Origin of the sequence: Blastococcus sp. HT6-4 (assembly GCF_039679125.1) — a bacterium.
GTDB classification, from domain to species: domain Bacteria; phylum Actinomycetota; class Actinomycetes; order Mycobacteriales; family Geodermatophilaceae; genus Blastococcus; species Blastococcus montanus.
The window spans coordinates 1,833,549-1,846,381 of record NZ_CP155551.1; the positions used below are offsets into that span (position 1 = coordinate 1,833,549).

Annotated in this window: 10 protein-coding genes; 9 read left to right on the plus strand and 1 reads right to left on the minus strand. The window is 73.7% G+C overall.

Features of this window, described 5'->3' with window-relative positions; translation table 11 throughout:
* Positions 1-141: 141 nt before the first annotated feature.
* Genes kdgD through ABDB74_RS08940 form a run of 8 tightly spaced genes read left to right on the plus strand, consistent with a single transcriptional unit; the run spans position 142 to position 9,874 of the window.
* On the plus strand, positions 142-1,056 hold the full coding sequence (gene kdgD, locus ABDB74_RS08905; protein ID WP_346623390.1) for a 5-dehydro-4-deoxyglucarate dehydratase: 915 nt from the start codon (positions 142-144) through the stop codon (positions 1,054-1,056).
* 31 nt (positions 1,057-1,087) lie between these two features.
* Complete coding sequence (locus tag ABDB74_RS08910) at positions 1,088-2,419, plus strand: enolase C-terminal domain-like protein (protein ID WP_346623391.1); 1,332 nt, start codon at positions 1,088-1,090, stop codon at positions 2,417-2,419.
* A 22-nt stretch (positions 2,420-2,441) separates the two neighbouring features.
* Complete coding sequence (locus ABDB74_RS08915) at positions 2,442-3,608, plus strand: L-talarate/galactarate dehydratase (protein WP_346623392.1); 1,167 nt, start codon at positions 2,442-2,444, stop codon at positions 3,606-3,608.
* Between the two features lie 46 nt (positions 3,609-3,654).
* On the plus strand, positions 3,655-5,169 hold the full coding sequence (locus ABDB74_RS08920; protein ID WP_346623393.1) for an aldehyde dehydrogenase (NADP(+)): 1,515 nt from the start codon (positions 3,655-3,657) through the stop codon (positions 5,167-5,169).
* Positions 5,162-6,025, plus strand: a complete 864-nt coding sequence (locus tag ABDB74_RS08925) for a hypothetical protein (RefSeq protein WP_346623395.1) — start codon at positions 5,162-5,164, stop codon at positions 6,023-6,025. The genes ABDB74_RS08920 and ABDB74_RS08925 overlap by 8 nt, the downstream gene beginning before the upstream one ends.
* Complete coding sequence (locus ABDB74_RS08930; RefSeq protein WP_346623397.1) at positions 6,022-6,951, plus strand: AEC family transporter; 930 nt, start codon at positions 6,022-6,024, stop codon at positions 6,949-6,951. The genes ABDB74_RS08925 and ABDB74_RS08930 overlap by 4 nt, the downstream gene beginning before the upstream one ends.
* Positions 6,948-8,459 (plus strand): malate dehydrogenase (quinone), encoded by a 1,512-nt coding sequence (gene mqo / locus ABDB74_RS08935; protein WP_346623398.1) that lies wholly within the window; start codon positions 6,948-6,950, stop codon positions 8,457-8,459. The genes ABDB74_RS08930 and mqo overlap by 4 nt, the downstream gene beginning before the upstream one ends.
* Positions 8,456-9,874 carry an FAD-binding oxidoreductase gene (locus ABDB74_RS08940; RefSeq protein ID WP_346623399.1) on the plus strand — a complete coding sequence of 473 codons (1,419 nt, stop codon included), beginning with the start codon at positions 8,456-8,458 and terminating at the stop codon, positions 9,872-9,874. Before mqo ends, ABDB74_RS08940 begins: the two co-directional genes overlap by 4 nt.
* Position 9,875: 1 nt before the next feature.
* Here ABDB74_RS08940 and ABDB74_RS08945 read toward each other — a convergent pair whose 3' ends face one another.
* Complete coding sequence (locus ABDB74_RS08945; protein ID WP_346623401.1) at positions 9,876-12,422, minus strand: DUF3516 domain-containing protein; 2,547 nt, start codon at positions 12,420-12,422, stop codon at positions 9,876-9,878.
* Positions 12,423-12,589: 167 nt separating this feature from the next.
* On the opposite strand from ABDB74_RS08945, the gene ABDB74_RS08950 reads away from it, so the two are divergent.
* Positions 12,590-12,739, plus strand: a complete 150-nt coding sequence (locus tag ABDB74_RS08950; protein ID WP_346623403.1) for a hypothetical protein — start codon at positions 12,590-12,592, stop codon at positions 12,737-12,739.
* The last annotated feature ends 94 nt before the right edge of the window (positions 12,740-12,833 follow it).

Below are 12,833 nucleotides of genomic sequence, written 5' to 3' on the forward strand. Positions count from 1 at the left end.
GCGTCAATGCACTGTGAGCATCACGCGATGCGAAACAGCTCTTGGACATGCATCGCGGTTCCTTCCTACCGTGACGTCGACCACCGCCGCGTGCGCCGCTGAGCGCCGAGGGGCGGACCCGTCGGACCCGAGGAACCACCCGTGACGCTGCTGCCCCCGGACGCTCTCGCTGACCGGCTGAAGTCCGGCCTGCTCTCCTTCCCGGTGACCCACTTCGATGCCGACCTGCAGTTCGACGAGGTGCGGTACCGCGAGCACCTGGCCTGGCAGGCCGGCTTCGACGTGGCCGGCCTGTTCGCGGCCGGCGGCACCGGCGAGGGCTTCTCGCTGACCTCCGAGGAGATGGACCGCGTCGTCCGGGTGGCCGTCGACGAGGTCGCCGGCCGGGTCCCGGTCATCGCCCCGGCCACCGGTGGTACCGCGGTGTCGGTGGCCCAGGCCCGCGCGGCCCAGGCCGCGGGGGCGTCCGGCCTGCTGCTCTTCCCCCCGTACCTGACCGAGGCCAGCCAGCAGGGCCTGGTCGAGCACATCGGCGCAGTGTGCCGGGCCACCGACCTGGGCGTCATCGTCTACAGCCGGGCCAACGCGGTGCTCAGCGACACCACTGTCGCCGAGGTGGCCGAGCGCAACCCCAACCTGATCGGGCTCAAGGACGGCATCGGCGACATCGAGCAGATGACGCGCACCTACGCCCGCGTCGGTGACCGGCTGATCTACGTCGGCGGGCTGCCCACGGCCGAGACGTTCGCGCTGCCGCTCCTCGAGCTCGGCGTGACGACGTACTCCTCGGCGCTCTACAACTTCCTGCCCGAGTTCGCGCTGCGCTTCTACGCGGCCGTCCGGGCCCAGGACCGGACCGCCGTGTACGGCATGCTCAACGACTTCGTGCTCCCCTACATCGACATCCGGGACCGCACGAAGGGCTACGCGGTCTCGATCGTGAAGGCGGGGCTGACCGCGGTGGGCCGCGACGGCGGCCGGGTGCGCCCGCCGCTCACCGACCTCACCGAGGCGGAGCTCGCCGAGCTGACCGCCCTGGTGAACAAGGTCTCCTGACCCCGGCGCGCACACCCACCTGGAGGACGGCATGACCGGCCGGACGCCCACCGTGGCCACGATCGACGTGGTCCCCGTCGCGGGGCACGACAGCATGCTGCTGAACCTCAGCGGCGCGCACGGGCCCTTCTTCACCCGCAACATCGCGATCGTCACCGACTCCGAGGGCCGTACCGGTCTCGGGGAGGTGCCCGGTGGCGAGGCGATCCGCCGCACGATCGAGGACGCCGCGGCGATCCTGGTCGGGCAGCCGATCGCGGCCTACGGTCGCCTGCTCCGGGAGGTCGCGGCCGCCTTCGCCGACCGCGACGCCGGCGGCCGCGGCCTGCAGACGTTCGACCTCCGGACGACGATCCACGCGGTCACCGCGCTGGAGTCGGCGCTGCTCGACCTGTTGGGGCAGCACCTCGGCGTCCCCGTCGCCGAGCTGCTCGGTGACGGGCAGCAGCGCGACAGCGTCCCGATGCTCGGCTATCTCTTCTACGTCGGGGACCGGACGGCGACCGACCTGCCGTACCTGGCCGAGGCCGCCCCGGCCGACGACTGGGAGCGGCTGCGGCGGGAGGAGGCGATGACCCCCGAGGCGGTGGTCGCCCTGGCCGAGGCCGCGCAGGCCCGGTACGGGTTCTCCGACTTCAAGCTCAAGGGCGGCGTGCTCCCCGGTGTGCAGGAGGTCGCCGCCGTCCGCGCGCTGGCCGAGCGCTTCCCCGACGCCCGGATCACCCTCGACCCCAACGGCGGGTGGCTGCTCGCCGAGGCGATCGAGCTGTGCCGCGACCTCGGGGACGTCCTCGCCTACGCGGAGGACCCGGTCGGGCCCGAGGCCGGCTTCTCCGGCCGCGAGACCATGGCCGAGTTCCGCCGGGCGACCGGCCTGCCGACCGCGACCAACATGATCGCCACCGACTGGCGGCAGATGGCCCACGCCGTCCGGTCGAACGCCGTGGACATCCCGCTCGCCGACCCGCACTTCTGGACCATGCGCGGCTCGGTCCGCGTCGCCCAGCTGTGCTCGGACTTCGGCCTCACCTGGGGCTCGCACTCCAACAACCACTTCGACATCTCGCTGGCGATGTTCACCCAGGTCGGCGCGGCGGCCCCGGGCGACATCACGGCCCTGGACACGCACTGGATCTGGCAGGACGGGCAGCCGCTCACCCGGTCCCCGCTGCAGATCCGGGACGGCGCCATCGCCGTGCCGACCGCGCCCGGCCTCGGGGTGGAGCTCGACCGGGACGCGCTCGCCGCCGCGCACGAGCTCTACCGGGAGCACGGGCTGGGGGCGCGTGACGACGCCGTGGCCATGCAGTTCCTGGTCCCGGGCTGGACGTTCGACCCCAAGCGTCCGTGCCTCGTCCGCTGACCGCCCCCAGGCTGGAGAACCCATGACCGCCGCACAGCTCGCCCGCACGGACAGCCCGGCCGTCCTCGACCGCATCGCGTCGGTGACCCTGTCGTCGATCGTGCTCCCTCTGGCCGACCCGATCAGCGACGCCAAGGTCCTCACCGGCCGGCAGCGGGCGATGACCGAGGTGGTGTTCCTCTTCGCCGAGGTCCGCACCGAGAGCGGGCACGAGGGCATCGGGTTCGGCTACTCCAAGCGCGCCGGCGGCCCGGCGCAGTTCGCCCACGCGAAGGAGATCGCCGCCGACCTGATCGGTGAGGACCCGAGCGACATCGGCCGCTTGTGGACCAAGCTCGTCTGGGCGGGCGCATCGGTGGGCCGCAGCGGTGCGGCGACGCAGGCCATCGCGGCCATGGACATCGCCCTGTGGGACCTCAAGGCCAAGCGTGCCGGCCTGCCGCTGGCCAAGCTGCTCGGGGCGCACCGCGACGCGGTGCCCTGCTACAACACCTCGGGCGGCTTCCTGCACGAGTCGATCGAGCAGGTGCTCGAGAACGCGACGCGCACCATGGCCGAGGGCATCGGCGGCATCAAGATCAAGGTGGGGCAGCCCGACTGGGCCGAGGACCTGCGGCGGGTCCGCGCGGTCCGCGAGCACATCGGCGACCGCATGCCCCTCATGGTCGACGCCAACCAGCAGTGGGACCGGCCCACCGCCATGCGCGTGAGCCGCGCGCTGGAGGAGTTCGACCTGGTCTGGATCGAGGAGCCGCTCGACGCCTACGACGCCGAGGGGCACGCCCAGCTCGCCCGCTCGCTGGACACGGCGATCGCGACGGGCGAGATGCTGACCAGCGTCCCCGAGCACTACGAGCTGATCCGGCACGGCTCGGTCGACATCATCCAGCCGGACGCCCCGCGGATCGGCGGCATCACCCAGTTCCTCAAGCTCGCCGCCCTCGCCGAGCACAGCAACCTGCAGTTGGCGCCGCACTTCGCGATGGAGATCCACCTCCACCTCACGGCGGCCTATCCGCACGGCGCCTGGGTGGAGCACTTCGACTGGCTGTACCCCCTGTTCCACGAGCGGCTGGAGATCCGCGACGGCCGGATGCACCTGTCCGACCGGCCGGGCCTCGGCTTCTCGCTGACCGAGCAGGCCCGCGCGTGGACGGTGGACACCGTGACCGTCGACGCGCCGCGCTGATCACGATCGCCCCACCGACCACCACCCGTTTTCCAGGAGGACTCCCATGGACGTCGTCAGCATCGACCCGCGCACCGGCGAGGAGGTCGAGGTCGTCGCGCAGGAGACCACGACCGCGGAGGTGCAGCGGCTGTGCGCCGCGGCGCTGGCCGCCGCGCCGGCCCTCGACGACCTCGGCCGCGCCGGCCGGGCGGCCCTGCTCGGGTCCCTGGCCGACGCGCTGGAGGCCCGCCGGGGGGACGTGGTCGCGGTGGCCGACCGGGAGACCGCCCTCGGCGCGACCCGGCTGAACGGCGAGCTCACGCGCACCTGCTACCAGCTGCGCCTGTTCGCCGAGGTGCTGCAGGAGGGCAGCTATCTCGAGGCGGCCATCGACCACGCCGGCGACAGCCCGATGGGACCGCGCCCGGACCTGCGCCGCATGCTCGTGCCGATCGGCCCGGTCGCCGTCTTCGGGGCCAGCAACTTCCCGCTCGCCTTCTCGGTGCCCGGCGGCGACACCGCCTCCGCGCTGGCCGCGGGCTGTCCCGTCGTGGTGAAGGCGCACGGCTCGCATCCCGCGACCTCCCAGCTGGTGTTCGACGTCCTCGCCGAGGCCGCCGGCAAGGCCGGTGCGCCGGAGGGGACGCTCGGCATCGTGCACGGCCTGCAGGCGGGTGCGGACCTGGTCGCCCACCCGGCCATCCGCGCCGTCGGCTTCACCGGCTCCGTGAACGGCGGCCGGGCGCTGCTGGAGATCATCGAGCGCCGTCCCGACCCGGTTCCCTTCTTCGGCGAGCTGAGCAGCCTCAACCCCCTCGTCGTCACCCCGCGGGCGGCGGCCGAGCGCGGTGGGCAGCTCGGCCGCGAACTCGTCGGTTCCTTCACGCTCGGCGCCGGGCAGTTCTGCACCAAGCCCGGCCTGGCCTTCGTCCCCAGCGGCCCCGAGGGGGACACCGTCCTCGAGGCCATGGCCGCCGCCGTCCGCGAGACCGCCGCTCCGACGCTGCTCAACGAGGGCATCGCCGGCTCGTACGAGCGGATCTCCTCCTCGCTCGCCGACCTCCCCGGCGTCTCGACGGTCGCACACGGGGGCGAACCGCAGGGTCCGGGTTTCGGGGCGGCGCCGCTGCTGCTCACCACGGACGCCGCTGACCTCCCGCACGAGGTCACGGAGGAGTGCTTCGGCCCGGTGGCCGTGGTGGCCCGCTACGACGGGGAGAAGGCGTTGTTCGCGGCGCTCGGGACGATGCCGTCGTCCCTGACCGCGACGGTCCTGCGCGGCGAGGGCGAGACCGAGCTGCCGCTGGCGGTGTCGCAGGAGCTGCGGACCCGGGCCGGCCGGCTGGTGTACGACGCGTACCCCACCGGTGTGGCCGTCTCCTGGGCGCAGCACCACGGCGGCCCGTGGCCCTCGACCAACAGCCAGCACACCTCGGTGGGGACCACTGCCATCCGCCGGTTCCTGCGGCCGGTCACCTGGCAGGGAGCCCCGGCGGAGGTGCTGCCGGAGGAGCTGACCGAGGACTACCAGGGCATCCCGCGGCGGATCGACGGGAAGCTGCAGCTGCCCCGTGGCTGAGCGGGTTGCGCTGGTCGGCTCCGAACGGGGGCTCCGGGTCGATCCCGACCTGCCGTTGGCCGTGGCCGCGCTGGGGGACACCGGGTACGCGGCCGACCTCGTCCGCTGGGACGACGCCGACGTCGACTGGTCGGGCTTCGACCTCGTCGTCGTCCGTTCCTGCTGGGACTACGCCTGGCGACTCGAGGAGTTCCTCTCCTGGGCGCAGGCGGTCCCGCGGCTGCGCAACGCCGTCGAGCTGCTGCGCTGGAACACCGACAAGACCTACCTGCGCGATCTGGAGCGGGCGGGGCTCCCGGTGGTGCCGACGGTGTGGAGCCCGGTCCGCGCGGAGGACCTGCCGGAGGCGGGGGAGTGGGTGGTCAAGCCGTCGGTGTCGGCCGGTTCCCGCGACACCGCGCGGTGGTCGGAACCGGCGGCGGTGCTGGCGCACGTCGCGGAGCTGACCGGGGCGGGGCGGACCGCGATGGTGCAGCCGTACCTCGCCAGCGTCGACGACCGGGGCGAGACGGCGATGCTCTTCATCGGCGGCCGGTTCTCCCATGCCGTGCGCAAGGGCGCCCTGCTGAAGCCCGGCGAGGGAGTCCGGCAGGACCGGGACAGCCGCGGCGACCTCCGGCCGATGACGCCCACGGCCGGCCAGCGGTCGGTGGCGCAGTCGGTGTTCGACGCCATCGGCGACCTGGTGCCCGGCGCGGCGACGCCGCTCTACGCCCGGATCGACCTGGTCGCCGACGACGCCGGCAGGCCGGTGCTCCTGGAGCTGGAGCTGACCGAGCCGAGCCTGTTCCTGCCGCAGGCCCCGGAGGCCGCCGCGACCCTCGCGCGAGCGGTCGAGGCGGAACTCCGCCGGTGAGCGGGGTGCTGGGCGGCTTCGCGGCCCTGGCCGCGGTGATCGCCGTCGGCTGGGGGGTGGGCCGTTCCGGGATCCTCGGCGCGGACGCGCCCGGCATGCTTTCCCGGCTCTCCTTCTTCGTCGCCACGCCGGCGCTGCTGTTCCTCACCCTGGGCCGGTCCGACACGGCCACGGTCGCGTCGCTGGCGCTGATCGCCACTGCGGGCAGCGCGGTGGTGGCCGCCCTGCTGTACATCGGTCTGGCGCGGTGGCGGTGGCGGCTGCCGGCTGGGCAGCTCACCACCGGCGCGCTGTCGTCCTCCTACGTCAACGCCGGCAACCTCGGCATCCCGGTGGCCGTGTACATCGTGGGGAACGCCTCCTACGTGGCGCCCGTCCTGCTCTTCCAGGTGCTCGTCATGGCGCCGGTCGGGCTCGCCGTGCTCGCGGGCTCCCGTGCCGACCGGCAGCAGAGCCCGACCTGGCGGCAACTGGTCCTCGCCCCGCTGCGGACGCCGGTCGTGATCGGGTGCGCGCTCGGCCTGCTGCTGGCGGCCAGCGGGCTGGACCTGCCGCCGGTGCTCCTCGAGCCGGTCGAGCTCATCGCGGCCCTGGCGGTGCCCGCCGCGCTGCTGGCCTACGGGATGACCCTGCACGGTGCGCCCCGGCCGGCCGCCGGCGCGCTGGCGGGGCAGGTGTGGCTGGCCGTCGCGCTGAAGAACCTGGTGATGCCCGCCGTCGCCTACGCGCTGGGCCGCTGGGTCGCCGGCCTCGACGGCATCGCCCTGCTCGCGGTCACGGTGACCTCCGCGCTGCCCACGGCGCAGAACGTCTTCGTCTACGCCGCGACCTACGACCGCGGCACCCTGCTGGCCCGCGACGCGATCCTGCTCAGCACCGTGCTGTCGGTTCCCGTCCTCGTCGGCATCGCCGTGCTCCTGGCATGAGAGGAACCACCGTGGAGACCGAGGAGTTCGACGCCGTGCTCGTCGGCGGCGGCGTCATGAGCGCGACGCTCGCGACGCTGCTCGGCGAGCTGGAACCGGGCTGGCGGATCGCCGTCGTCGAGCGGCTGCCCGAGGCGGGGCTGGAGAGCTCGAGCGCCTGGAACAACGCCGGCACCGGCCACGCCGGGCTCTGCGAGTTCAACTACACGCCCCGCCGGGCCGACGGGTCGGTCGACGTCGCCCGCGCCGTGGAGATCGGCGAGCAGTTCGCCGCCTCCCTGGTCTTCTGGGCACACCTCGTCTCGAGCGGCCGGATCGGCCCGGCGCGGGACTTCGTCCGCCCGGTGCCGCACCTGGGCTTCGGCCGCGGGGAGGACGGCGTCGCGCACCTGCGGGCCCGGTGGGAGGCGCTGCGCGACCACCCGCTGTTCGCCGACTCGGAGTACAGCGACGACCGGGCGGTGCTCGCCGGCTGGCTGCCGCTGATGTTCGGCGACCGGCCCGACGACGGCCCCGTCGCCGTCACCCGCTCGGCGCAGGGCACCGACGTCGACTTCGGGGTGCTGACCCGGCAACTCCTCGCCGCGCTGCGGTCCCGCGGTGGCGTCGTCACGCTGGGGCACGAGGTGACCGCCCTGGAACGGACCGGTGGCGTCTGGTCGGTGGGCGTCCGGGAGGTGGCGACGCGGCAGCAGCGCCGGCTGCGCGCCCCGTGGGTCTTCGTCGGAGCGGGCGGTGCGACGCTGCCGCTGCTGCAGCGCGCCCGGGTCCCCGAGGTGCGCCGCTACGGCGCCTTCCCGATCAGCGGGCTGTTCCTGCGCACCGCGCGGCCGGACCTGGTGGCCGCTCACCGGGCCAAGGTCTACGGGCACGCCGCCCCGGGGGCGCCGACCATCTCCGTCCCGCACCTGGACCACCGCACCGTCGACGGCCGCGAGCACCTGCTCTTCGGCCCGTTCGCCGCCTTCTCCCCGCGCTTCCTCCGGGCGGGACGGCGCACCGACCTGCTGCGCTCGGTGCGGCCGGGCAACGTGCCCGTCCTCGCGGCATCGGCCCGGGACAACCGGTCGCTCATGGCCTACCTGGTGCGGCAGCTAGCCCAGACGCCCCGGGGCCGGCTCGACGCGCTGCGGGCGTTCGTCCCCTCGGCCGAGGCCGACGACTGGGAACTGGTCCCCGCGGGACAGCGGGTGCAGTTGCTGAAGATGTCCGGCGGCCGCGGCGCGATGGTCGGGTTCGGCACCGAGGTGGTCACCTCGGCCGGCGGATCGCTCGCCGCCCTGCTCGGGGCGTCACCCGGAGCCTCCACGGCGGCCGCGACGATGGTCGACGTGCTCGCGGTCGGCTTCCCCGGGCGCATGGCGCGGTGGGCTCCGCGGTTGGCGGAGATCGCCGCCGCCGGCCCGGAGCGACCCACCCCCGGCGAGCTGCTGGCGCGGGCCGCGGCGGCCCGCCGGGTGCTGGACCTGGACCCGGCCACCCCCGGCCGACGGGAGGACCCCGCATGACCGCCCCCGCGCTCGCCGGACGGCTTCGCGCGCTGGTGGGGGAGGCCGGCCTGGTCACCGATCCCGGGCAGCTGGCCGGTTACCTGAGCGACTGGCGCGGCGCGTACTCGGGCAGCGCCGCGGCCGTCGTCCGGCCGGGCAGCACCGAGGAGGTGGCCGCGGTCGTGCGCGCCTGCGCCGAGGAGGGCGTCGCCGTCGTCCCCCAGGGCGGCAACACCGGGCTGTGCGGGGGAGCGGTGCCCGACTCCTCCGGCCGGCAGGTGGTGGTCTCGCTGGACCGCATGCGGCGGGTGCGCGCCGTCGACCCGGTCGACCAGACGATCACGGTGGAGGCCGGCGTCGTGCTGCAGACGGTGCAGGAGGCGGCCGCCGCCGAGGGCTGCCTGTTCCCGCTCTCCCTCGGTTCGGAGGGCAGCTGCACGATCGGCGGCAACCTGTCGACCAACGCCGGCGGTACCGGGGTCCTCCGCTACGGCACCATGCGCGACCTCACGCTCGGGCTCGAGGTCGTCCTGCCGGACGGCCGGATCTGGAACGGCCTGCGCGGGCTGCGCAAGGACAACACCGGATACGACCTCAAGCAGCTGTTCATCGGAGCGGAGGGCACGCTCGGTCTGGTGACGGCGGCGGTGCTCAAGCTCTTCCCGGCCGTCCGCAGCCGGGCGACGGCGTGGGTGGCCGTGGGCTCGGTCCAGGCGGCCGTGGATCTGTTCGGGATCGTGCGCGGGCTCTGCGGCGACCGGCTGACCGGCTTCGAGGTCATGTCCCGCCAGAGCGTCGACTTCGTGCTGCGGCACGGACCGGGCGCGCGCGACCTCTTCGGGGCCGTCCACCCCTGGTACGTGCTCGTGGAGTTGAGCGACACGTTGCCCGGCGCCGGCCTGGACGGGTTACTCGAGTCCGCCCTCGGTGGGGCGTTCGAGCGGGAGGTGGCCGCCGACGCGGTCGTGGCGTCCGGTCCGGCGCAGACCGCCGCGCTCTGGGCGCTCCGCGAGGGCATCTCGGAGGCCCAGAACTTCGAGGGCCCGAGCCTGAAGCACGACGTGACGGTGCCGGTCAGCAGCATCCCGGCCTTCGTCGAGCGGACCGATCGGGCGCTGCGGGAAGCGGTGCCGGGCATTCGGATCGTCACCTACGGGCACGTCGGCGACGGGAACCTGCACTACAACCTGAGCAAGCCCGTGGACTCCGACGACGACGCCTTCCGGCGGCGGGCCGGCGAGCTCGCCCGCGTCGTCTACGACTCGACCAGCAGCTTCGACGGGAGCATCAGCGCCGAGCACGGGCTGGGCCAGTCCAAGCGCGACGTCATCGCCGACTACAAGGACGGCTTCGAGCTGGAGCTGATGCGGAGCATCAAGCAGCTCCTCGACCCTGCCGGCCTGATGAACCCGGGCAAGGTGCTGCCCGGCTGAATCAGTCCTTGCGGCCGGCGTCGACCAGGCGGATCACCGCGGCGCCCTCCTCGTCGGAGGCCTCGAGGTCGACCTCGACGTCGAAGCCCCAGTCGTGGTCGCCCTCGGGGTCGTCGACGATCTGCCGCACCCGCCAGACCCCGGGCTGCTTGTCCCAGACGAGCAGCGCCGGCCCGCGGGCGTCCGCGCCGGTGTTCACCTCGCCGTGCTCGGCGAAGTAGGCGTGCACCACCTCGCCCCAGCGGTCGGCGTCCCAGCCGGAGCCGGCGTCCAGCTCGCCCAGGTCGTACCAGCGGCGGCGGGCCCACAGCTCCACCCGGCGGAACAGCGCGTTGCGGACCATGGCGGTGAACGCCCGCTCGTTGCCGGTGAGCGGGCGCGGCCGGGCCGGGACGGCGACCTCGGCCACCGCGCCGTCCTCCGGGTTGGTGAGCTGCTCCCACTCGTCGAGCAGGCTCGAGTCGACCTGGCGCACCAGCTCTCCCAGCCACTCGACCAGGTCGGTGACCTCCTCGGTGCGCGCCGCGGCGGGCACCCCGGAGCGCAGCGCCTTGAACGCGTCGGAGAGGTAGCGCAGCACGGCCCCCTCGGCGCGGGTCAGCCCGTAGGTGTTGACGAACTCCCGGAAGGTGAACGCCCGCTCCCACATCTCCCGCACGACCGACTTCGGGGACAGCTGCCCGTCGGCCGCCCACGGGTTGCTCTGCCGGTAGACGTCGTAGGCGTGCCCGAGCAGCTCCTCCAGCGGCTTGGGGTAGCTCACCTCCTCGAGCAGCTCCATCCGCTCGTCGTACTCGATGCCCTCGGCCTTCATCTGGGCGACCGCCTCGCCCTTGGCCTTGTTCAGCTGGGCGGACAGGATCTGCCGCGGGTCGTCGAGGGTCGCCTCGATGACGCTGACGACGTCGAGCGCGTACGTGTCGGACTCCGGGTCGAGGAGGTCGATGGCCGCGAGCGCGAACGTCGACAGCGGCTGGTTGAGCGCGAAGTCCGGCGGCAGGTCGAGGGTGAGGTCGTAGCGGCGGCCGTCCGGCTCCGGCTCGGGCAGCCGCTCCAGGACGCCGGCCTGCAGCAGCGACCGCGCGATGCCGATGGCGTCGCGGATCAGCTTCAGCTGCTTGGCGCGCGGCTCGTGGTTCTCGGTGAGCAGCCGGCGCATGGCGAGGAAGGGATCGCCGGGCCGGTCGACGACGTCGAGGACCATCGCCGTCGTCACCCGCATGTGGCTGGTCAGCTTCTCCGGCTCGCCCTCGACCAGCCGGTTCATCGTCGCCTCGCTCCACGGCACCATGCCGTCGGGCACCTTCTTGCGCACCAGCTTGCGGCGCTTCTTCGGGTCGTCGGCGACCTTCGCGAACTGCTTGAGGTTCTCGACCTCGTGCTCGGGCGCCTGGACGACGACGGTGCCCGCGGTGTCGTAGCCCGCGCGACCGGCGCGGCCGGCGATCTGGTGGAACTCGCGGACCTGCAGCAGCCGGGTGCGGGTGCCGTCGTACTTGGACAGCGCCGAGAAGACGACGGTGCGGATCGGCACGTTGATGCCCACGCCCAGGGTGTCGGTGCCGCAGATGACCTTGAGCAGGCCGGCCTGGGCGAGCTGCTCCACCAGCCGCCGGTACTTGGGCAGCATGCCGGCGTGGTGGACGCCGATGCCGTGGCGCACCAGGCGGGACAGCGTCGTCCCGAACGCGGAGGAGAACCGGAAGCCGCCGATCATCTCGGCGATCGCGGCCTTCTCCTCCTTGCTGCACACGTTCACGCTCATCAGCGCCTGCGCCCGCTCCAGCGCGGAGGCCTGGGTGAAGTGCACGACGTAGACCGGCGCCTGCTGGGTGTCCAGCAGCTCCTGGATCGTCTCGTGCATCGGCGTCGTCGCGTAGTAGTGGTGCAGCGGCACCGGGCGGACGGCGTTGGCGACCAGCGCGGTCGGGCGGCCGGTGCGGCGGGTGAGGTCCTCGCGCAGCGACGTGACGTCGCCGAGCGTGGCGCTCATCAGCAGGAACTGGGCCTTCGGCAGCTCCAGCAGCGGCACCTGCCAGGCCCAGCCGCGGTCGGGGTCGCCGTAGAAGTGGAACTCGTCCATGACCACGAGACCGATGTCGGCGTCGGCCCCCTCGCGCAGCGCGATGTTGGCCAGCACCTCCGCGGTGCAGGCGATGATCGGCGCGTCCCGGTTGACCGCGGCGTCGCCGGTGAGCATGCCGACGTTGGCCGCGCCGAAGACCCCGCAGAGCGCGAAGAACTTCTCGCTGACCAGCGCCTTGATCGGGGCGGTGTAGTAGCTGCGCCGGCCGGCGGCCAGGGCCGCGTACTGCGCGCCGGTGGCGACCAGTGACTTGCCCGAGCCGGTCGGGGTCGCCAGGACGACGTTGGCGCCGCTGACCAGCTCGATCAGCGCCTCCTCCTGCGCCGGGTACAGCGTCGTGCCGCCGGCCTCGGCCCACGCGGCGAAGGCGGCGAACAGCTCGTCGGGGTCGCCGCCCGTGGCGCGCAGCGCGGTGAGGTCGGCGGGGTCGTCGAGCAGCGGAGGAGGGGCGGTGGCGGTCATCAGGAGCAACAGCGTGCCCGATGCCCCGGACGTTCCCGCGACCGCGCCTCTCCGGCGGCCCGCGCCCGGCGAAACGTAACGATCCGGTAACAGAGACTCGCGGGGGGTGTGACGTAGGTCGTTGTCGGAGAGGAAGGTGAACAACAGATGAACGGAAGGTGGCTGCCATGCGCGACAAGGTCGAGACCCGCGAGCAGGAGTGCCCGGAGTGCCGGTGGGTTCCCGTCGTGGACCGGCTCGGCAAGCGCCGCCTCGAGATGCGCTGGCAGCTGCCCGTCGCGCCGCCCGCCGAGACGAGCCTCTCCCGCGCGGCCTGACGATGTCCTCCGGCGGGTTCCTCCGGTCGCCGGCCGGGTAGCGCGCGGGTGAGCCCCGGGCCGCTCGGCCCGGTCCACCCCAGACGCCCCGGAG

Excerpts from the sequence above, each read along its gene's own strand:
- ABDB74_RS08910 (WP_346623391.1), top strand. The coding sequence starts at position 1,088 with ATGACCGGCCGGACGCCCACCGTGGCCACGATCGACGTGGTCCCCGTC.
- ABDB74_RS08915 (WP_346623392.1), top strand. The coding sequence starts at position 2,442 with ATGACCGCCGCACAGCTCGCCCGCACGGACAGCCCGGCCGTCCTCGAC.
- ABDB74_RS08920 (WP_346623393.1), top strand. The coding sequence starts at position 3,655 with ATGGACGTCGTCAGCATCGACCCGCGCACCGGCGAGGAGGTCGAGGTC.
- mqo (WP_346623398.1), top strand. The coding sequence starts at position 6,948 with ATGAGAGGAACCACCGTGGAGACCGAGGAGTTCGACGCCGTGCTCGTC.
- ABDB74_RS08940 (WP_346623399.1), top strand. The coding sequence starts at position 8,456 with ATGACCGCCCCCGCGCTCGCCGGACGGCTTCGCGCGCTGGTGGGGGAG.
- ABDB74_RS08945 (WP_346623401.1), bottom strand. The coding sequence starts at position 12,422 with ATGACCGCCACCGCCCCTCCTCCGCTGCTCGACGACCCCGCCGACCTC.
- ABDB74_RS08950 (WP_346623403.1), top strand. The coding sequence starts at position 12,590 with ATGCGCGACAAGGTCGAGACCCGCGAGCAGGAGTGCCCGGAGTGCCGG.